16 protein-coding genes are annotated in these 21,865 nt (G+C 40.4%); 10 read left to right on the plus strand and 6 right to left on the minus strand.

The annotated features are described in order from the left end of the window. Window positions 1-195: 195 nt before the first annotated feature. The 3 genes from G5B43_RS08025 to G5B43_RS08035 all read left to right on the plus strand — a co-directional run bounded on the left by G5B43_RS08025 (window position 196) and on the right by G5B43_RS08035 (window position 5,671). Entirely contained in the window at window positions 196-669 is a 474-nt protein-coding gene (locus G5B43_RS08025) for a helix-turn-helix domain-containing protein (RefSeq protein WP_165294222.1), read from the plus strand. Window positions 670-1,039: 370 nt separating this feature from the next. Next, the gene (locus G5B43_RS08030; RefSeq protein ID WP_165294223.1) at window positions 1,040-4,153 is read left to right on the plus strand and encodes a SusC/RagA family TonB-linked outer membrane protein; all 3,114 of its coding nucleotides are present in this window, start codon (window positions 1,040-1,042) and stop codon (window positions 4,151-4,153) included. 30 nt (window positions 4,154-4,183) lie between these two features. After that, window positions 4,184-5,671 carry a RagB/SusD family nutrient uptake outer membrane protein gene (locus G5B43_RS08035; RefSeq protein ID WP_165294224.1) on the plus strand — a complete coding sequence of 496 codons (1,488 nt, stop codon included), beginning with the start codon at window positions 4,184-4,186 and terminating at the stop codon, window positions 5,669-5,671. A gap of 61 nt (window positions 5,672-5,732) precedes the next feature. On the opposite strand, the gene G5B43_RS08040 is transcribed toward G5B43_RS08035, so the two are convergent. Next, window positions 5,733-6,404: a tetratricopeptide repeat protein gene (locus tag G5B43_RS08040; RefSeq protein WP_165294225.1), complete on the minus strand. Its 672-nt coding sequence runs from the start codon at window positions 6,402-6,404 to the stop codon at window positions 5,733-5,735. A gap of 283 nt (window positions 6,405-6,687) precedes the next feature. Here G5B43_RS08040 and lon point away from each other — a divergent pair, with 283 nt between their 5' ends. Further along, complete coding sequence (gene lon, locus G5B43_RS08045; RefSeq protein ID WP_165294226.1) at window positions 6,688-9,147, plus strand: endopeptidase La; 2,460 nt, start codon at window positions 6,688-6,690, stop codon at window positions 9,145-9,147. 62 nt (window positions 9,148-9,209) lie between these two features. Beyond that, entirely contained in the window at window positions 9,210-9,698 is a 489-nt protein-coding gene (gene rnhA / locus G5B43_RS08050) for a ribonuclease HI (RefSeq protein ID WP_165294227.1), read from the plus strand. A gap of 5 nt (window positions 9,699-9,703) precedes the next feature. On the opposite strand, the gene G5B43_RS08055 is transcribed toward rnhA, so the two are convergent. Beyond that, on the minus strand, window positions 9,704-10,438 hold the full coding sequence (locus G5B43_RS08055) for an SIMPL domain-containing protein (RefSeq protein WP_165294228.1): 735 nt from the start codon (window positions 10,436-10,438) through the stop codon (window positions 9,704-9,706). 229 nt (window positions 10,439-10,667) lie between these two features. Here G5B43_RS08055 and G5B43_RS08060 point away from each other — a divergent pair, with 229 nt between their 5' ends. Further along, a complete protein-coding gene (locus tag G5B43_RS08060) occupies window positions 10,668-13,409 on the plus strand; it encodes a prolyl oligopeptidase family serine peptidase (protein ID WP_165294229.1) in 2,742 nt (913 codons plus the stop codon). A 178-nt stretch (window positions 13,410-13,587) separates the two neighbouring features. Continuing rightward, a complete protein-coding gene (locus G5B43_RS08065; protein WP_165294230.1) occupies window positions 13,588-15,777 on the plus strand; it encodes a glutamine synthetase III in 2,190 nt (729 codons plus the stop codon). Window positions 15,778-15,824: 47 nt separating this feature from the next. Here G5B43_RS08065 and G5B43_RS08070 read toward each other — a convergent pair whose 3' ends face one another. After that, window positions 15,825-16,862 (minus strand): PmoA family protein, encoded by a 1,038-nt coding sequence (locus G5B43_RS08070; protein WP_165294231.1) that lies wholly within the window; start codon window positions 16,860-16,862, stop codon window positions 15,825-15,827. A 106-nt stretch (window positions 16,863-16,968) separates the two neighbouring features. Between G5B43_RS08070 and G5B43_RS08075 the strand changes: the two genes are divergently transcribed. Genes G5B43_RS08075 through G5B43_RS08085 form a run of 3 tightly spaced genes read left to right on the plus strand, consistent with a single transcriptional unit; the run spans window position 16,969 to window position 18,530 of the window. Then, the gene (locus G5B43_RS08075) at window positions 16,969-17,523 is read left to right on the plus strand and encodes an NADPH-dependent FMN reductase (RefSeq protein WP_165294232.1); all 555 of its coding nucleotides are present in this window, start codon (window positions 16,969-16,971) and stop codon (window positions 17,521-17,523) included. Between the two features lie 27 nt (window positions 17,524-17,550). Beyond that, window positions 17,551-18,129: a DJ-1/PfpI family protein gene (locus G5B43_RS08080; RefSeq protein ID WP_165294233.1), complete on the plus strand. Its 579-nt coding sequence runs from the start codon at window positions 17,551-17,553 to the stop codon at window positions 18,127-18,129. A gap of 17 nt (window positions 18,130-18,146) precedes the next feature. Continuing rightward, window positions 18,147-18,530: a hypothetical protein gene (locus G5B43_RS08085; RefSeq protein ID WP_165294234.1), complete on the plus strand. Its 384-nt coding sequence runs from the start codon at window positions 18,147-18,149 to the stop codon at window positions 18,528-18,530. Between the two features lie 76 nt (window positions 18,531-18,606). Here G5B43_RS08085 and G5B43_RS08090 read toward each other — a convergent pair whose 3' ends face one another. From G5B43_RS08090 to G5B43_RS08100, 3 genes are all read right to left on the minus strand, one after another. Then, the gene (locus G5B43_RS08090; protein WP_165294235.1) at window positions 18,607-19,491 is read right to left on the minus strand and encodes a helix-turn-helix domain-containing protein; all 885 of its coding nucleotides are present in this window, start codon (window positions 19,489-19,491) and stop codon (window positions 18,607-18,609) included. A 62-nt stretch (window positions 19,492-19,553) separates the two neighbouring features. Continuing rightward, entirely contained in the window at window positions 19,554-21,182 is a 1,629-nt protein-coding gene (pruA, locus tag G5B43_RS08095; protein WP_165294236.1) for an L-glutamate gamma-semialdehyde dehydrogenase, read from the minus strand. A gap of 131 nt (window positions 21,183-21,313) precedes the next feature. Further along, window positions 21,314-21,844 carry a hypothetical protein gene (locus G5B43_RS08100; RefSeq protein ID WP_165294237.1) on the minus strand — a complete coding sequence of 177 codons (531 nt, stop codon included), beginning with the start codon at window positions 21,842-21,844 and terminating at the stop codon, window positions 21,314-21,316. Window positions 21,845-21,865: the final 21 nt, after the last annotated feature.

The raw sequence follows: 21,865 nt of genomic DNA on the forward strand, positions 1-21,865 counted from the left end.
TTAAGCAAATCTTTTTATAAGATTAACATTCAGTTCAACCCTAGCCAACTATTTAGTTACATAAATGCACATATTCGGTTTGCATAGACTAAGATATAGGGTACATTTCAAATATACAACATATTTTATTAAAAGCAAATACCCATCTAATTTTATTTATACAATATTTGCGCAAACAATGATTCTATTTGCGAGGTGCTACGTATCAACCGGGATATACTTATTAGCATCGGCGCGGAACTTCGTGTCCGACGCGAAGCATTGTCTTACTCACAGAATGACATCGCTAATATGACAGGACTTACTGTCAATACAGTCTCTGCCTTGGAAAAAGGAAAGGGCTCTACATTAAACAATTTCTTACTTATTTGCCGTGCTCTAAAAATACAACCCAAGGATGTTTTTGCAAATGATATAGATCTAACGCCGCTCTACAAATTACCACCATCAACGAAGCGCCGAATCGATATTACTAAAAAACTCAACGAACTAGTCAACAATAGCGACTTCTTCTATACACCTAAACGCGTTGCAGAAGTTATCGAAAAACTGAAATCGGACAAAAGCGAAAGCAATAAATTCTCGGTTTACCTCACCGGCTACTGCAAAGAAGGGGAATTGGAATATATCAAGGAGGGCAACATCAAACGCTATGTAAAAAAGAAATAAGTCTGCTGGATACTTGAACGCTAACAATAACTGCTTTCTGCGGATAATGAGATAAACAACTAGACTTATATTAGCTTGATTAGGATAATGATCATGATGACAATTCAAGAATCAATCGGGCATTAATAAATTTATAATCGCTACCGGAAAGTTTACATTATGCTTTTCGATCAGGATCTCGTGGCGGGTGACACTCGTTACTACATCATAGAGAAAAAAATAATTGCATAACAAACCGCAAATAAAGACTACTAAATCTATATATATTATTTATATTTGCACCGCAAACTAAAGAAAGCGGAAACACCCGGCTGTTATGATACCAGCAAGTGTTCGCGCTGAAACAATTTTAATTTTAAATGCCGTATATATGTCTAGAATTACAACACGTTTTTATGCTTATCTGACACTTTTGTTGTTTTTAAGCTTCTCTCCGTCTCTTCGTGGCCAAACACGCACTATACAAGGGACAGTTAAAGATGCGTTTACCGGAGAACCTTTAGCAGGTGTAAGTATTCAGGTTTCTGATCAACTAAACAGCACGTCTACCCAACGAGATGGACGTTACAACTTAGCAGTTGACGATTCCGCTATCGAACTGACATTTTCATATCTGGGTTATGACACGCAACGTCTTCCTCTCACTTCTTCCACAATTGACGTATTGATGGAAGCGTCAAGTAAGGACTTAGACGAGGTCGTAGTTGTAGCCTATGGAACATCGCGCAGAGGAAATATCACAGGATCCGTCAGTACGATTAACAACAAACAGCTTGAAAATCGGCAAGTTTCTGACATTTCAAAAGCCTTTGAAGGACAGGTTCCCGGATTACAGTCTGTAGCTTCGTCGGGGCAACCCGGCACAGGGGCTACCATTCGTATCCGTGGAATAGGTTCCATTAATGCTTCAGCTGACCCGCTCTATGTAGTCGATGGCAGTCCCTATATGGGCGATATCAATGCCATCAATCCGAATGATATTCAATCCGTCAGCGTTTTAAAGGATGCAGCCTCCAGTGCACTTTATGGTTCACGAGGTGCAAATGGAGTCATCATTATTACGACGAAAAGCGGACAAGCGGGCGAAAAAGCTGCTATTAACGTCAACTTTACCCAAGGCGTAACAAATCGAGCAGTTAAAGATTACGAACAGGTAACAACAGACGAGTATTTTATGCTATATTGGGAAGCACTTCGCAATAAAAATCTTTCCAGCAACCTCAGTCCGGAACAGGCTGCCAGAAATGCCAGCAGTACCTTGCTTACTGACTTAAATATTAATCCGTATGGACCAGATTATCCCCAACCCGTTGGGCTAGATGGGCAGTTAGTAGCTGGGGCAAGACCCTTATGGAACGACAACTGGGCCGACGTATTACAACGCACAGGCAGCCGCACACAAGCTGATCTTAATTTGAGCGGTGGCGGCGAAAACCACACCTATTTTATATCGGGTGGTTATCTGAATGAAAATGGAATCGCGATTGAATCCGGTTATAGGCGCTATAATGTACGATCAAACATTGACGCGAAGCTACGCCCTTGGCTGAACGCTGGGGTTAACTTTGCCGGAAGTAGCTCACTTCAAAAGTATCCGCAATCGGAAGACAGTAACACAGCAAACATTATCAATTTCTCCCGACTTGTGCCTTCTTTTTATCCGTATTATAAACGAAACCCAGATGGCAGTTACGAGACGGATGCGTATGATAATAAAATTTGGGATTTTGGTGACTACCGCCCTAGCGGAGCAACTCCTCGAAACAATTTGGCTGCATCCCTCCCGCTGGATAAAAACGATATTCTCCGAGAAAACGTTTCCACTCGGGCATATTTAGAGGCCGTATTGCACCCGGCATTAAAATTTCGGTCCACCTATAGCGTGGATTACATCAACTCCAACACGCACGATTACACCAATCCGCTCTACGGCAACTCCGTCGACCGTGGAGGAACGGTATACAAATCCAATGGACGTACCGTGGGACAAACTTGGAACAACATCTTGACTTTCGACAAGCAATTTGGCGACCATCACCTCAACGTACTAGCGGGGCACGAATATTATGATTTCCATTCAACCAATATTAGCGGAGATCGTGAACGTTTCGTCTTACCCGGGTTTTATGAACCTATTGCTGCATCACAATTGAATTCATTTACAGGGTCATCCTCCGATTATAGGTTATTGAGTTTTTTGGGGCGAGCGGAATATAGCTATCTAAACCGTTATCATCTTTCAGCTTCTTTGCGAACCGACGGTTCATCTCGATTTGCACCAGAAAGTCGATGGGGTACGTTTTGGTCCGTCGGTGGTTCATGGAAAATAGCAGAAGAAAGCTTCTTCCAAGACAAGACACTCATCAACCAACTCACCTTACGCGCGAGCTATGGCGGCCAGGGAAATGATAATCTCGGAACATACTATGCGCATCAAGGTTTATATACAATAGCCAATAATTTAGGCCGAGGAGGTACGATAACTAATCGCCTTCCTACACCAGATTTAAAATGGGAAACAAATCTCAATTTAAATCTCGGTTTAGATATTGCCATACTCCAGAATCGGATCTCGTTGTCTGCGGAGTATTTTAACAGACAAAGCAAGGATCTCCTATTTACTATGCCGCTACCACCGTCGTCCGGCTATAGCGGATATGATGCAAATATAGGTTCCATGAAAAATACAGGTTTCGATATAGATTTACGCACGATACCCGTTAGAACTTCGGATTTTAGGTGGAACCTAGACGTAAATTTCTCTCATTATCGCAACCAGATAACGGAACTCCCCACCGAAAACAACGAACCCTTAGACGCAGGAAATAAACTTTTACGCATCGGAGGTTCTATTTATGATTTTTATATTCCCGAATGGGCTGGTGTAGATCCAGAGAATGGGAATCCATTATGGTACCTAGCTGATGAGGATGGCAACAGAAGCAACAGGACGACTTCAATCCATGGAGATGCAGGGAGATTTATACAAGGGAGTTCGCTACCCAAGCTTGTAGGCGGTATAAATAACAGTTTTTCCTATAAAAGCATAGATTTGTCTGCACTGCTAAGCTTTAGTATCGGCGGTCAGGTTTTAGACAATGATTATCTAATGATTATGCATAATGGGAATACGCCCGGTCGCGCTTGGAGCACGGAGATCTTAAACCGTTGGACACCTGAAAATACGGAAACCGACGTGCCGCGTTTGACGACCGACAACTTGAGTTGGACGTCTACCTCTACCCGATTCCTCTATAGTGGAACATATGCTCGCTTGAAGAATGTTAGTATCGGATACACAATCCCCCAATCCGTCCTATCACGCATAGGAATAGGCAACTTACGGATCTTTGCGCTAGCAGAAAACATATTCACTTTTTATGGACATAAGGGTATGGATCCTGAGCAAACTGTAAATGGAGCAACCTATTATCGATATCCTGCTATACGCACTATTTCTGGCGGGTTACAAATGGGACTATAAACGATATAAAAATATTAAAAACACAGAAAAATGAAACTAACATACATTTATATTGCAATCTTGACGTTATCGGTCTCGACGTCTTGCAGCGACATACTCGATACCGCTCCCACTGACGCTGTTGTGGATACCGAAATTTACAAATCAACGGAGAATATCGAAACTGTTATAGAGGGCACATGGAGATACCTGAACGACACTTATTTTACCTACGCCAATCCGGGTTATACCGCGTTCATGCGAACGAGTGACGCCATGGGAAACGACGTAGCTGTTACCACCAAATACGGCTACCGAGATGCGTACACCTTTAACGAGATGATCAATTCAACGGCATATCGTGTAAGGTCACTCTGGACCTTATTATATAAGGTAATTGACAACACAAACAATGTTATCCATAGAGTCGATGCTGCCGAAGGCAGTGACGCGGACAAGGAGCTTTTGAAAGGACAGGCAAAAGCGCTGCGAGCATTTTGTTATCTCAATCTAGCTTCCTTCTATCAATTCAGTTACCAAAAAGATAAAAATGCGTTAACAGTACCTATCTACACCGAACCAACGACCCGGGAAACGAAAGGAAAGCCACGAGCAAGCTTGGAAGATATCTACCATCTAGTCTTGAATGATCTTAATGACGCATCTACGCTATTGGAAGATTACGAACGTCACAACAAATACCGAATTGATAACCATGTCGTACAAGGATTATTGGCTAGGACTTATTTGAATATGGGATTATGGGAAGAGGCAGCCGAAGCAGCAGAGAATGCAAAAGAAGGGTATGACCTTATGACAGGCGAGGCCTACGGGCAAGGGTTTAATGATGTGGGAAATACCGAATGGATCTGGGGACACGTGCAAACTAGTGAACAAAATACCGCAAGCTATACATTCCATTATTTGGATGTTTCCTCTTCTGGCTCTTATTATTTTAGTTATATGGCCGACCCTTATTTTAAAGATTTATTTGATCCGAACGATATCCGTTATCAGCTCTTCGAATGGGACGGTGAACCTGGAAGAGAAGGTTTTTTGCGATACAAAAAATTTAAATTCAAATCTAATCTAATTGGTGATATCGTATACATGAGATCCGCTGAAATGTGGTTAATTGCAGCCGAGGGTTATGCCCGTGGGGGACAGACAGCAAAAGCAATAGCAGCGCTCAACACCTTGAGGACAGCAAGAACTGCTCCGCTTTATTCAAGTGCTTCCGGAGACTTAATCGATGAAATACTTATAGAACGTCGGAAAGAACTATGGGGAGAAGGTTTTGCCCTTTCTGATATTATCCGCACCCAGAGATCGGTTATACGAAAAGCATTTTTAAACAATGATGGCACCCCCATCCAAGTCGAGGTTACCACACCGGATGGTGAGTTAAAAAAAGTAAACGGGCAGGGGCATCGCGTTGTTAATTTTCCTGATGGCAAAGCTTTCACAGCCAACAGTCGCTATTATATTTTTGCAATTCCAGACGACGAGATCCGCAGGAATCCTAATCTGAACAATTAATTCATTAAAAAAGAGGCGATCCGAGAAAATCTGGATTGCCTCTTTCATCACACAGATATCGCTATTTTAAATTATCCCGATAAACTTTCGCTTTTTTCACCTCCGTTTGGATGTCTTTACGGGAAGCATCATAGCTAAGTACTTTTTCATAATCAGTTACAGCCTTGTTATAAGCATCTGTCGCTTTCGCTTTATTATAATTAGCTGCTCCCGATGTCCCGGTCAAAATACCAAGGTCACGATAGGCTATCGCTCTATTTTGATACAGTTTCGCATCATTTGGTGTAATTGCTACCGCTTTGCTATAATCCTCGATAGCAGTTTTTAATAATTGCTCTTTTGCGGCATTGTCTAATTTACTTCCATTCGCAACCGCCAAATTGCTACTTGCCTTACCTTTATAATAATAGGCTGAAGTATGTTTAGGGTCTAAGGAGATGACTTTTTTAAATGTTTCGATAGCCTTATTATAATCTCCATTATGGAATTGAGAATATCCCAATAAATATTGTACGTCTGGATCGTTTGCTTCCGTAGGAAGTGCTTTTTGTAAGTGGGAAGCTGCTGATTTAAAATCGCCTTCCAATAACGCTTTCTGACCTAAACGAACATTTGGATTGCTATGCTGAGCTTGCTCCTGTCCCTGAACTGTTAATGTAAATAAAGCAAGTGTAGCCGAAGCTAAGCCTAATTTCACTGCTCTCCATGGGTTACTCAAAAATCTCCGTTTCATATAATTTGTTTTATTCTATGCTAATTTTTATTACGCACTATTTCATTGGAATAAATGTCTGCTAAATAGTTTAACAACACAATGCGAAGTTATAAACATTTCCACATTTTATTTATAACATAATGTTTTTGTCATCTGCCTTTTTAACAGGTTTCCCTGTTTACTTAACATAAATGATACCAAATTTTAAAGTTGGCATTTCTCTTGCACATACTGATTCCATAATTACTATCTCAGAAATCAGTTAAAATTCTGACAGATTGTCGGAAGAACACACGCATATATGAATAAAAACGACACATTTGATATCAAACACGTATTTTCTGTCATAAACGAAGACACGGAGTTTTTTCCGTTGTTAAGCTCGCAGGATGAAGAAGAGATGACGAAAGCGGATATACCTGAAATATTACCTATACTCCCCTTAAGGAACACAGTGCTTTTCCCTGGCGTAGTCATCCCCATTACAGTGGGGCGTGACAAATCCATTAAATTAGTAAAGGAAGCTTATAAAGGGGATCGCACGATTGGTGTCGTGTCTCAAAAAGACATGAGTATCGAAGAACCTACGCTAGATCAACTCCATAAAATCGGTACTGCGGCTAATATCATTAAAATTTTGCAAATGCCCGATGGAAATACTACAGTAATCATCCAGGGCAAGCAGCGATTTAAGATAACGGAGATGGTCTCTGCTGATCCCTATTTAAAAGCAAAAGTGGAACGTGTAGCAGAAGATAAACCCAAAGTATCGAGCAGAGAATTTAAAGCCTTGATCTCGTCTATTAAGGAGATGGCACTGCAAATTATCCAGCTCTCGCCTAATCTTCCCAGTGAAGCTGGTCTAGCAATTAAAAATATTGAGAGTCCGACATTTCTGGTGAATTTTATTTCCTCGAATATGTCTCTGGAGATTGAACAGAAACAAGAACTGTTAGAGACAAAAGACTTTGTGAAACGCGCTAAAATCCTATTGGAGCATCTCACGACCGAAATCCAAATGTTGGAGCTAAAAAATCAAATCCAGAACAAAGTCCGGGTAGATTTGGACAAACAGCAACGGGACTATTTCCTGAACCAGCAACTCAAGACTATCCAAGAGGAACTTGGAGGTAACACGCCTGACTTGGAAATGCAAGAGCTGGAAAACCGAGCTAAAGCGAAGAAATGGCCAGCAGAAGTGCAAAAGCATTTCAATAAAGAGTTGGAGAAGCTCGGACGTATTAACCCGGCTGCTGCCGATTACTCCGTCCAGATTAACTATTTAGAGTTATTACTCGATTTGCCTTGGGGAGAGTATACGAAAGATAACTTTGATTTAAATAGAGCAATAAAAGTCCTTGATAAAGACCACTATGGATTAGAAAAAGTTAAGCAACGCATTATCGAATATCTAGCGGTATTAAAGCTTAAAAATGACATGAAAGCGCCTATCCTTTGTTTGGTAGGGCCTCCAGGTGTCGGAAAGACATCCCTGGGAAAATCTATAGCAAAGGCATTGGGACGTAAATATACACGTATGGCACTAGGTGGTATCCGCGATGAAGCAGAAATCCGCGGACACCGAAAAACCTATATTGGTGCTATGCCCGGGCGCATTATCCAATCTCTTAATAAGGCAGGAACATCCAACCCTGTCTTCGTTCTCGATGAGATAGATAAGCTAGGTGCGGATTTCAAAGGAGATCCATCATCTGCCTTGCTGGAAGTATTAGATCCAGAGCAAAACACGAACTTTTATGATCATTATGTAGAGATGGAATACGACCTTTCTAAAGTCATGTTTATCGCTACCGCAAACTCATTGAATGGTATCCAGCCCGCTCTGTTGGATCGTATGGAAATCATTGAAGTAAATGGTTATACAATCGAAGAAAAGATAGAAATTGCCAAAAAACATCTTCTTCCGAAGCAACTTCAGCAACACGGACTTGCAAAAAAAGATATTTCGCTAACTAACAAAGTGATTGAGAAAATCATTGAGGAATATACGCGGGAATCGGGTGTGCGTGGTTTAGAAAAGAAAATTGGCTCTATCGTACGGGGCGTAGCCACACGTATTGTTATGGAGAAGGAATATAATCCGAAAATAACCCCGCAAATGGCAGAGGAGATTCTTGGCGCTCCCCTATTTGACAAAGATTTGTATGAAGACAATGAGACAGCCGGTGTTGTTACAGGACTTGCCTGGACCGCAGTTGGGGGCGATATTCTATTCATCGAATCGAGTTTAAGCCCTGGAAAAGGAAAGCTAAGCTTAACTGGTAACCTGGGAGATGTGATGAAAGAATCTGCTGCGATTGCAATGGCATACCTAAGATCCCATGCGGAAGAGTTTGGTATAGATTATAATGTGTTTGACAAATGGGATGTTAATATCCACGTTCCGGCAGGTGCTACACCAAAAGATGGCCCTTCTGCCGGTGTAACAATGTTAACCGCTCTAACCTCCCTTTTCACACAACGAAAAGTAAAAGAAAAACTGGCAATGACCGGTGAAATCACGTTACGTGGGCGTGTACTCCCAGTTGGTGGTATACAGGAAAAAATATTAGCTGCGAAACGCGCCAATATCAGGGAAATCATTTTGTGCAAGGCGAATGAAAAAGATGTTTTGGAAATCAAGGAAGACTATGTCAAAGATTTGAAATTCCATTATGTAACCAAAATGTCTGAAGTTATTGACATTGCACTTTTAAAGCAGAAAGTTAAGCACCCAAAGGATTTGAATCGTATAAATTAGTTTCATAAGCCCGCGATCATAAAGCGGGCTTTTTATGTAAGAATTATTTATTTTAGTACCCAATGATTGAACTTTATACAGATGGCGCATCAAGCGGCAATCCAGGTCCAGGTGGTTACGGCACGATTTTAAGAACAGTTTATCAAGGTAGCAACCCCGTATTTCAAGGCAAGCTTATCGAAAAGGAATTTTCTGGTGGTTTTAGAAAAACGACCAATAATCGTATGGAGCTTTTAGCGGTGATCGTAGGCCTGGAAGCGCTCAAAAATACCAATCAAAAAGTCACTATATATTCCGACTCCAAATATGTTATCGATGCTATCGAGAAAAAGTGGGTATATGGTTGGATGCAGAAAGGATTTCTAGGTAAAAAGAACAAGGATCTCTGGATGAGGCTGATGATTTTATATAAACAACATCAAATCAAGTTGGTTTGGGTAAAAGGCCACGCCGGACATCCGTTGAATGAACGTTGCGACCAACTGGCCGTAAAAGCTTCAAAAGATAAAGCCAACTGGCAGATCGACTCAGTCTTTGAAGCAACGATATAACGATATTATTTCGCCGTGTAACTTGCTTTTACGGTAATATTCGCTGTCTTATTTCGAGCCGTTGTATTAAAAGCACCCCCATACGAATATTCCTCATTGTCATTTTGCCCCGTGATCTGGAAAATACCTAAATCTGCTTTGATTAAATCTCCTAACGCCGAGCCTGCCTCTGTAGCAATGTTCGCAGCACGTTGTTTTGCGTTTTCGGATGCTTGGGAGATCAATTCCAATTTCAAGTCTTCCAATTTCGAATAGTAATAGTTAGGCGAGTTTGAACTCAACTCGATGCCTTGTGAAATCAACGTGGATATTTCACGCGAAGCATTATCTACTTTATCTAAATCTTTTGATTCGATGCTCACATTCTGCGACAGATTATAACCCGTGAATGTATTATAGCTGTTTCCTTGTCCGTCTGAATGGTAAGAAAACTCCCGGTTGATGTTGACCGCGTTAAATACAATCTCTTTTGGATTAATACCTTGTTGTTCCAAAAATTGGCGCACCAAATCCCTGTCCTTTTTTAACTGTTCTGACGCTGCACTTAAATCCATCGATTTACGGTTGAAGTATGCTGACCATTTTACAATATCCGATTCGAAATCCTTTTTGGCATTTCCCGTAACGTTTATTGTATTGCTGATTTTGTACTTATATTTATAGGCATTCGCCAATACCGCAGCGAAAATCACGATAGCCAGGCCCCCTATGACTGCTGCAATTATACTATTTGATTTCATATTTGTTTTTATATAATGATACGGATGTTTCCCACCAATTTCCATGCCTAATTCATATGAAGATAATTGTTTTCTAAAGGCCATATGGAATATCCAGATTATTTTGATTCGCGCCGTGTTTTGTAAACATGGATAATTAATTGACTTTTTACGTTTTAATTCTTACTTTCAGCACAAATTAGTTAATTCACCCCGATGACACCTGCATGGGCTTGAATAATTCAATCAGATGAAAATTAGTATAACCTCTACGTTAAGTATCTTATTACTCGTATCTACCGGATTTGCACAGAAACGCCCATTAGATCACAGCGTTTATGATAATTGGAAAAGTATTAACAATGCTGAAGTTAGCAAAACCGGACAATTCATCCAATACCAGATTACCCCACAAGAAGGGGACGCGCTGTTCGAGCTCAAAAGTAAGGATAATGAACTCCTTTTTTCTTTACCACGTGTCGCAGACGCAAAGCTTACGCAGGATGAATCTTTTCTTATTGCCAAGATCAAACCCACTTTCGAAGAAACCAGACAAGCAAAAATCAAAAAGAAGAAAAATGCGGATATGCCGAAGGACTCCTTAATTATACTCAATATACAACAACAAGAACAGTGGAAAATTCCCGCGATCAGCACCTACAAACTAGCTCAGAACAAAAATGAATACGTGGCCTTTCTTGGCGCTGATTCCGTTTCTATCCTTCACCTAAGAAACCTTGTTACGGGAGACACATTGAATTTCTGGAAAGTAGACCAATTCGCGTGGAGCCCGAATGAAGATTTTCTGTTATTTTCAAAGAAGAATAAAGCGAAAGATTCCCTTTCAACTGATGCCGGACTCTATATTTTTGACATAGCCAATAAAAGATTAAAAAAAATCAGCAATGGTCAAGGTAATTATAAGGAACTACTTTTCGATGATAATGGTACACAACTCGCCTTTCTCGCTGATAAAACGCCAGAGAAATCCCTTCTTAGAGACTTCAAGCTTTACTACTATACGCCTCAACTTGACACCGCTCACATTATTGCTAGCCAACAAAGTGTTGACATGCCGTCCCGATGGTATGTAAGCGGTGACGGGGAACTTAAATTCAGTGCAAACGGAGAAAAACTGTTTTTTGGACTAGCACCGATCCCGAAAGTAAAAGATACCACATTAGTCGATTTTGAACATGCACAGGTAGACATCTGGCATTGGAAAGACGATTATATACAGCCACAACAGCTTGCCAATCTGAAACGGGATAAAAGCAAAAATTTCCTATCGGTAACTTATCCAAAAAATGGTAATCGCATCGTGCCCCTTGTTGATGACACGTTCAACCACACCCGTAGCACGGACGACGCTAATAACGAATGGATATTGGCTGCATCTGATTTTGGCAAACGCATAGCTTCGCAATGGGAAGGTTTTGCCCTCACCGATATAGATGTCGTATCGACCCTATCCGGCGAAAAACGGACGGTGAAAGAAAACCTAAATGGTTATGCCCATTTATCGCCAAAAGGAGATTTTGTACTCTATTTTGATCGCGAAACCGGTAATTGGCATAGCTACCATATTTCCTCGGGAAGAGTGGTTTTGTTAAACGATGGTTTGCCCGTGAGTTTCGTTGACGAAGAAAATGATTCCCCTACCTTACCAGGCGCTTATGGTATAGCCGGTTGGTCTACAGATGGCAAAGATGTATACATTTATGATCGGTATGATATATGGAAATTTAATTTGGCAGGAAAAGGAAAAGAACTACTCACTAACGGTGAGGGGCGTGCAACCCAAACCATTTTCCGCTATGTCGATTTAAATCAAAACGATAATCCACGATACAAAACAACGCTTATCCCTGACAGACAAAATGTTTTTATCACTGGATTTAACGAAAGCACCAAATATAACGGCGTGTATACAGTAAACACTTCTAAAAACAGAAAACCAAATGAAATCTTTTCTGATGGATATACATTCCGGAACTTTAAACGTGCATTGGATGGCGAAACGGTTATATATACCAAAGAAAATTACACCCATGCTCCCGATTTATATGTAAGCAAACAGTTCAAGAATGAATCCCGTCTTACCGATATCAATCCGCAGCAAGCGACCTATAATTGGGGAACGGCAGAATTGGTACAATGGACGACGCCGTCTGGTTTTGCAGCGGAAGGTATTTTATATAAACCCGAGAACTTTGATCCAAACAAGAAATACCCGATTATTGCTTATTTCTATGAGAAGTTAAGCAATGGACTATATACATATCAAGCTCCAGCTCCCACTCCTTCCCGATTGAATATTCCTTATTATGTAAGTAACGAATATTTGGTATTTGCGCCAGATATACGCTATGAAATAGGCTACCCGGGAAAATCCGCAGAGGAATATGTAAATTCTGGCATGCGTTATTTAGCACAGAATCCTTGGGTTGACTCCACTAAAATGGCTATTCAAGGACAAAGCTGGGGCGGTTATCAAGTGGCGCATCTAATTACGCGGACGGATATGTATGCGGCGGCGTGGAGTGGAGCACCGGTTGTTAACATGACATCTGCATATGGCGGTATCCGTTGGCAAAGTGGTATGTCCAGACAATTCCAATACGAACGAACACAGTCTCGCATAGGGAAGACATTGTGGGAGGACCGTGACCGTTATATCGAAAATTCACCATTATTCTTTTTGGATCGGGTAATGACACCTGTTGCGATTATGCACAATGATAGTGATGGCGCAGTTCCCTGGTATCAAGGCATCGAGATGTTTACGGCATTACGACGATTACAGAAACCAGTGTGGCTGTTAAACTATAATGGAGACGAACATAATCTTATGAAAAGGCAAAACCGAAAAGACATTCAAATCCGGCAAGCTCAATTCTTCGACCACTTCCTCAAAGGCAAACCTACTGCTCCGTGGATTGAACATGGAGTTCCGGCAAAACACAAAGGAATAGACTGGGGATTTGAATAAAAACCTAAAAAAAACAAAAATAATAATGCGACTTCACTAAAAAAGTTGCATTTTTCATTATTACAACCATCAAAAGACAAAATATCTTTATTTTTTTCATTTTTTACTTTCATTTCCAAAAATAAACGTAATTTTACACCGAAAAATCAACCGAAACTATAAAAATATTATAAAAAAAATGTCAAGCCCTAGATTTAAAGCAGCAGAATTAGCCATATCTCGTCCAATGGAGGATATGGAAAAAGTAGAATCATTAAGACCGACGAGTATCTACGGAAAGAACGTCTTCACTATTGCGAAGATGCGAGATCATCTTTCCAAAAGTACGTATAAAGAACTTCTTCAGGTCATTGATGAGGGCACAAAATTTTCAAGGGAACTCGCCGACCAGATTGCTCAAGCAATGAAAACATGGGCTATCAGTAATGGGGCCTCACATTACACCCACTGGTTTCAGCCATTGACAGGAAGTACAGCTGAAAAACACGACGCTTTCTTTGAACCTGATGATAATGGGGAAGCTATCGAAAAATTTACAGGTGATGCCCTTGCACAACAAGAACCGGATGCATCCTCGTTTCCGAGTGGTGGTATCCGTAATACATTTGAAGCTCGCGGTTATACCGCTTGGGATCCTTCTTCTCCTGCTTTTATCTTCGAAACAGCAGCGGGCAAAACGTTATGTATCCCCACGGTATTTGTTTCTTATACAGGCGAATCTTTAGATTATAAAGCACCTTTGCTAAAAGCCGTAGCAGCCGTCGATAAAGCTGCTACCGATGTTGTGCAGTATTTTGACAAATCCGTAACGAAAGTTAATGCTTCATTGGGTATCGAACAGGAGTATTTTCTAGTCGATCTTTCGTTATTCCATGCACGTCCGGATCTTCAAATTGCAGGTCGTACCCTTTTTGGGCATCTGTCCGCAAAAGGACAGCAACTGGAAGACCATTATTTTGGTGCCATTCCAGAGCGTGTATTAGCCTATATGGTCGATTTAGAGAACGAGGCACTAAAGCTCGGTATTCCATTGAAAACCAGACACAATGAAGTAGCTCCTTCTCAATTCGAATGTGCTCCTATGTACGAGGAAATCAACTTGGCTATCGACCACAATCAGCTGTTGATGAACCTGATGGAACAAGTCGCCGTTCGTCATCACTTTAAAGTATTACTACACGAAAAACCATACAGCGGAATCAACGGATCAGGTAAACATAACAACTGGTCATTGATTACCAACACAGGTATTAACTTACTTTCGCCAGGCAAAACGCCGAAAAACAACTTGATGTTCTTGACCTTTTTCGTCAATACAATTAAAGCCGTCTATGAACATGCTGATTTACTTCGCGCTTCCATCGCCAGCCATAGTAATGACCATCGTTTAGGTGCAAATGAAGCTCCGCCAGCGATTATATCTATCTTCTTAGGTTCTCAACTAGATGAGATCCTGGAAGAAGTAGAATCAGCCCGTGTAGCGAAAAAAGTGAAAAACGATGCCAACTTATGGCACGGCATTCCAAAAATCCCAGATTTGAAACTGGACAACACGGATCGTAACCGTACTTCGCCTTTTGCTTTTACTGGAAATAAATTTGAATTCCGTGCTGTTGGTTCTTCTGCAAACTCCGCGTTACCGATGATTGTACTCAACGCTATCGTTGCTAACCAACTTATCGAGTTTAAAACAGAAGTAGATAAACAGATTAAAAAAGGCACTAAAAAAGATTTAGCACTGCTTAACGTCATCCGGAAATATATCAAAGAATCTAAAGCGATTCGTTTTGAAGGTAACGGATATAGTGAAGAATGGGCGATTGAAGCGGAAGCTCGTGGGCTTTCGAATATCAAATCAACGCCTAAAGCGTTAGATGTATATGTTAAAGAGGAAAACCTCACGTTATTTGAAAAATTAGGTATTTATACAAAACGTGAGTCAGAAGCACGCCATGAGATTTTGTTGGAGAACTTCTTTAAGAAACTTCAAATCGAAGCGCGTGTAATCGGTGAAGTCGTAACCAGCCAGATTGCACCGGTATGTTTTATTTACCAAAATGAGCTTATTGAAAACGTAAAAGGTTTGAAAGACTTAGGTTTGCCTAAAGAATCATATAGTTCTCAGATCAATTTAGTAGAGCGTATCTCAAAACATACCAATCTGATTTTGGAAAAAGCGGAAGAGATGCGTCAAGCTCGTAAACGTGCCAATACCATCGAAGATATACGTGAACTTGCCATTGCTTACGATGAGGTGGTCAAACCTTATTTTGACGAGATTCGTTATCACGTAAACAAATTGGAAAAAATTATCGACGATAATAAATGGCCGCTTCCAAAATTGAGAGAGTTGTTATTCTTGAGATAATAAAAATTCAGCGCTACTAACCTCCATTAATATAGTCAGCACCCAACTTATCGTTGGGTGCTTTTTTCATTCACAAAATTCCACCATTCCTTTTCGATCTGTGCTGCATCTTGCTGGCCATCAAATACAAACAGCCTATATTTAAGTGTATAAGTATAATCGGGTTCCAAAAGCCAATCCCGATCTTTCGTCGGAGAAAAATTGATGAATACATTTTCTTTTCCACCATTAGCATTGCGGTCCCAGATACGTAAAGGTTCGGGGTGATTAAAATTCTCGGGATGGGATAAAATAGCCATACCACCATATCCATTTGGTAATAGCTGTCCCTGTACCATACACCAACGTGCTCTACTACCATCTGTGTTTTCCCACGTTTTCCCTTCCGAAGTCAACACGTCGCTGTTACTAGCATTCCAGGATGCTACTGCTCGCCAACCCAGACCACCATATCGGTAAGTAAGCAATCGTAACGGACTCGACGTAGCACAGCGCATTTTGATACTGATGTCAATCCAATAATAATTATGCTGCCCCTCCGGCAAATGGACGTTAACCGTCTGCCACTCATGAAGCGCTACTTCTTCACGTCCATCCGCTTTAAAGACCACATGATCGTGTAGTACTGTATAAGTTGCTTCCCGAGCATTGACTTTATGATCTAGCAACCGAACAAAACGAACCGTTCCTGTCTTTTTATAAAGATTCCAAAAATCAACGGTATCTCCCTTATATAACGTATGCGTCCAAGGATTCCAAATACCATAATGATGATAATGATCACTCGGCTGTATCCGCGTGAGCTGATGCCCCTCTAAGGTATAGATCGGATGGATAAAACCGCTGCGTTGATAGCTACTATCTTGTCCTTTCGGCGGATAAACCGTATTCAAATGGTAAGTAAGTAACGGTTGATCATTCTTAAAAATGGTCAGTACACTATCGACAACTAGTTGAAGGCTATCCGTCCGTTTATCATCATATGCATAACTGAAATGCACGGATCCGCCACATATGAGCATCAAAATACTCGTTATATAGGATAATAAGTATTGTTTATTTGTTACTCGTTTTTGTCTGATCATCAAAATTTAAAACTATACCTACAAACATAACTTTTTATATGAAATCTGTATGGTCTAACACTAAAAAAATAATCATTAAATTTATGCTCTAAAACATCTCATTTTAATGAACATTTTAGCATTCGCTGCAAGCAACAGCTCGACATCAATTAATAAAAAGTTTGTAACCAGTGTTAGCAAATACTACAAGGAGCCCAATGACGTTATAGAAATAATAGATCTTCATGATTTCGAGGCACCTCTTTTTTCCGAGGATTGCGAAAAAACAGATGGGATTCCTTCAACAGCTTATGATTTGGCTAAAAAGATAGACGAAGCAGACTTTATTCTCGTTTCCTTTGCAGAACATAACGGAAATTACAGCGCTGCATATAAGAATATTACCGACTGGGTGTCCAGGATTCCCGGACGCAAAATCTATAATGGTAAACCACTTTTTATTATGGCAACCAGTAACGGAAAACGCGGTGGACAAAGCGTATTAGATATCGCTGCAAATCGTTTACCAAAAGATGGAGCCGATATTTTGGAAATATTTAGCCTACCTCAGTTCTCCGAAAACTTCGAAGATGGTAAAGGCGTTACTAATGTAACATACAGAAGTCAGCTGGAGGCCAAAGTCCGAAAAACAAAAAGAATACTAAAGCAAAAGCTTGATTAAAACAGGTAACTTATAAAATATATTATTATGGCAAAGAAAGTATTATTATTAGTAGGTGATTATGTAGAGGATTATGAAGCCATGGTTCCTTTCCAGGCAATGGAATCCGTTGGGATAAAAGTTGATGCTGTCGCGCCCGACCGTAAAAGTGGTGATACCGTTCCAACCGCCATCCATGACTTCACTGGTGACCAAACCTATAAAGAATTACGCGGACACAATTTTGCTATCAACAAAGATTTTGATAGTATCCACGTGGAGGATTACGATGGATTATATATCGCAGGTGGACGCTCCGCAGAATATATCCGGTTAAACAATCGCGTCATTGAAATCACTAGACATTTCTTCGAGCAAAATAAACCGGTGGCAGCGATCTGTCATGGTATTCAAGTATTGACAACTGCTCGGGTGCTGGAAGGCAGAACCCTCACCGCTTATGTCGCAGTCGGTCCTGATATTGAGCTGGCAGGCGGAACATGGAAAAATATCCCGGCAGACCAAGCCATTGTAGATGGCAACCTAGTTACTTCACCGGCTTGGCCAGGACATCAAGCTATTTTGAAAGAGTTTTATACATTATTGGGTATTACCATAAACTTATAACGAACCCAACAATACAGATGAAAGGAAAAAGAAAATTCTGGATAATTGCTGTCGGTTTAATCGTTCTTTTGGGATATGGAATCTGGGAGGCTTATAACCAACCATCCATTAACGATTTACCGGGTGATTTTGAGGAAGTAGCATTCGTTCGAAACGAACAGAATAAAGGCGGTATTATGCGTGTTTATGCGGTGACTGTGGGCGATATGGCAAACGCAAAATATGACGCCTGCGCAGATATGTTTCCCACCAATGATTACGGCAGCATGACGAAAATTTATTTTTTCGATAAATCAAAACCCTATCCTACCAATTTAACAATCGAACCACCTCATTATGATACAAATCAATATGAAGCGGTCATGATTCTTAAACGAACAGGGTCATCGGAAAAACCTTAACACATATTCCCAAAAATGCATATCCAATTTTAGAAAATTGGATATGCATTTTATTAAAACAAACTATATTCCGTGACTATCCTTTTCGGGTGTGCGTCGCGATAAACTCTTTAGGAGAAACTTTCATGACATGCAGAAATACTCTATTGAAATGAACAGCCGTATTAAATCCACATTGATACGCGGTTTCAGCAATGCCCTCTACTTTATTATTAACCAATAGCTGACAGGCACTTTCAATACGTATTTCGTTGAGAAAAGAAACAAATGTTTTTTGGGTATGCTTTTTAAAAAACTTACAAAAAGCAGTAGGCGTTAGGTAGATGAGCGCTGAAACTTCTTCGATAGATATATTTCTTTTATAATTTTCAATGGCATATTTAATGACTGTATTAATGCGAAGACCGTCTGCGTCTTGAAAATTCACCTTACTCAAACCGGAATACATGGATATAAAATGATCTTCACGAGCCACCAATGCCCTAAATATTTGGATTACATTAATTAGTTTAGATGAACCACTTTCCCTATCCAGTGTTAAAAATAATTCTTTTAAAGATTCAGCAAACTGCTCCGGTAAAAGTTTGCTGGCGTCCAAATTATAAAAAAGAGATTTGATTGCCTGCATTTCCGTCATGTCAAAAAACGGACGTAGCTTTTCTAAAGAGAAAAAAAGATGAATAACATGTATTTTGGACGGTGTTGTAATGCGATCATCTTTAAAAAACAAATGAGGATCGTTGGGTTTGATAAGAAATATTTGATTTTCCAGACAGGGACGTATCAAGTTCCCCAACATAAAAGCCCCTCCACCTTCCACAATATAAGTGATTTGAAACTCCCGATGCCGATGGTAATACTCGTAGAAATTAGTACCGGTGTTATCCATGACATAGAAAGCTTCGTCACCCCGTACAGGCACCGTAAATTCAATTGGTTTTCTATGCTCGGAACTCTTCATGATAAAACAGGGTGTGTCTAAAAACGAACCTGACACCTTTTTAAACACACCCGATATAATAATTAACCTAAGAAAGGATAACGGTAATCTGTTTCCGGATGGAATGTTTCCTTAATGGTACGTGGAGAAACCCAACGAAATAAGTTGATCATCGAACCTGCTTTGTCGTTTGTGCCGGAACCTCTTGCTCCACCAAATGGTTGTTGTCCAACTACTGCTCCTGTACATTTATCGTTAATATAGAAATTGCCAGCCGCATTCCGCAATGCGTAAGTAGCCTCGTCAATCGCATAACGACATTGTGAAATAATGGAACCGGTCAACGCATAAATAGAGGTCTTATCGACCAATTCCAGCGTTTCTTCCCATTTATCATCTTCATAAACATAAATTGTCAATACCGGACCAAACAACTCTTCACTCATTGTCTCGTAATCTGCTTTTTTAGCCAAAATTACAGTAGGATGGATAAAATAACCTTTCGATTTATCATACTGTCCACCGATAACGACTTCCGCATCAGCGGAGCTTTTTGCACGGTCTATATAAGATGTAATCTTATCAAATGCTTTTTCATCAATAACGGCATTGATAAAATTACTAAAATCTTCTGTTCCACCAATTTTAAAGGACTGTATATCTTTCTCCATACGTGTGCGGAGATCACTCCACAACGACTGTGGAATATAAGCACGCGAAGCAGCGGAACATTTTTGTCCTTGAAATTCAAATGCACCACGAACTAATGCTGTGTTTAGTACCGCAATATCGGCCGATGGATGTGCTAAGATAAAATCCTTACCGCCTGTCTCCCCTACAATACGTGGATATGTTTTATAACGATGAATATTTTCTCCTATTGTTTTCCATATATTTTGGAAAACACCCGTCGAACCGGTGAAATGAATACCTGCAAAATCCGGATGTTTAAAGATAACATCACCTGCATCCGGACCAGAAACATATACTAAATTTATCACACCTTTAGGAAGGCCTGCTTCGATAAAGACCTCCATAATTACATTTGCCGAATAAATCTGTGTATTGGAAGGTTTCCATACTACCACATTTCCCATCATCGCTACACAAGAAGGTAAGTTACCGGCAATCGCTGTGAAGTTGAATGGTGTCAATGCAAAAACAAATCCTTCCAACGGACGTTGCTCGACCCTATTCCAAACACCTTTTGCATTCGCAGGAGGTTGTTGGCTATAGATTTCGGTCATATATGCCACATTGAAACGCAAGAAATCGGCCAGTTCACAGGCAGAATCAATTTCAGCTTGGTAAGCATTTTTAGATTGCCCTAACATCGTGGCTGCATTAATTTTGTAACGATATTTAGTAGAAACCAATTCCGCCGCTTTTAAAAAGATAGCAGCACGTTGCTCCCACGGAAGGTTTTCCCATTTCTCTTTTGCAGCCAGTGCCGCGTCGATAGCATCTTCCACATGATTTTTTGTACCTTCATGATAGTATCCCAAAACATGTTGATGGTCGTGGGGAGGTGTCAACTTCGCTTTATTTCCAGTGCGCACTTCTTCTCCTCCAATATACATCGGAATATCCTTCTCTTGTCCTCTTGCTTCTTTTATAGCTGCTTCCAACAAAGTTTTTTCATTTGTACCAGGAGCATACGAATTAACGGGCTCATTAACTGGCGTAGGAACATTAAAAAATCCTTTTAACATAACTGTGCTCTTTTAAATTTGAGATAAAGTTACCTATTCTATAATACGCCAAATTTACGGATTATGTTTTTATATAAACATATATTGACTCGTAGCTGATAAAACAAAAAAAATAATGGAAAAATATGTTGTTAGTATTTTATTTTGAACAAAGCGAAAATTTTAGACCAAAGCCAAATCGGGCCAATCGTTAACAAGCGCCAAATAGCTATCGGTGGAATCTCTGTGGGTTCTTTTTTCGCTTGAAGAGAAGCCCCTACAATGCCAATAAGGGTAAGCACTGTACAAACTAGCCACACCGCAGGGCCACCATCGCGTTCTACATATTCCAACTGAACAATGCAGAAACTCATCACCCCTATGGTGAAAAGCATAGCATACGATAACGTAGGAGCCAGCCGCAAATACAAATAGATGATAACGGCGATATAGAAAGATCCCCAGTTCAAGAAAGTATCCATATTCATACGAACCAAGAAACCCAGCTTAGGGAATGGAATCATCCAGATCAACCCCATTACACCAAAGAACGCTAAAGCAATAAATACGGCGTATACGATTTTATTGCCCGTTGCAAATGTTTGATCCATTTCGTAGAAAATACGGTCTACCGGTCTTTCAAACTTTGGTGTTCCAACGGTCTTTTTCTGTTTTTTGTTCATGCCTCCAAAGGTACAGAATTT

This window comes from Sphingobacterium sp. SGR-19 (genome assembly GCF_011043555.1).
Classification (GTDB): domain Bacteria; phylum Bacteroidota; class Bacteroidia; order Sphingobacteriales; family Sphingobacteriaceae; genus Sphingobacterium.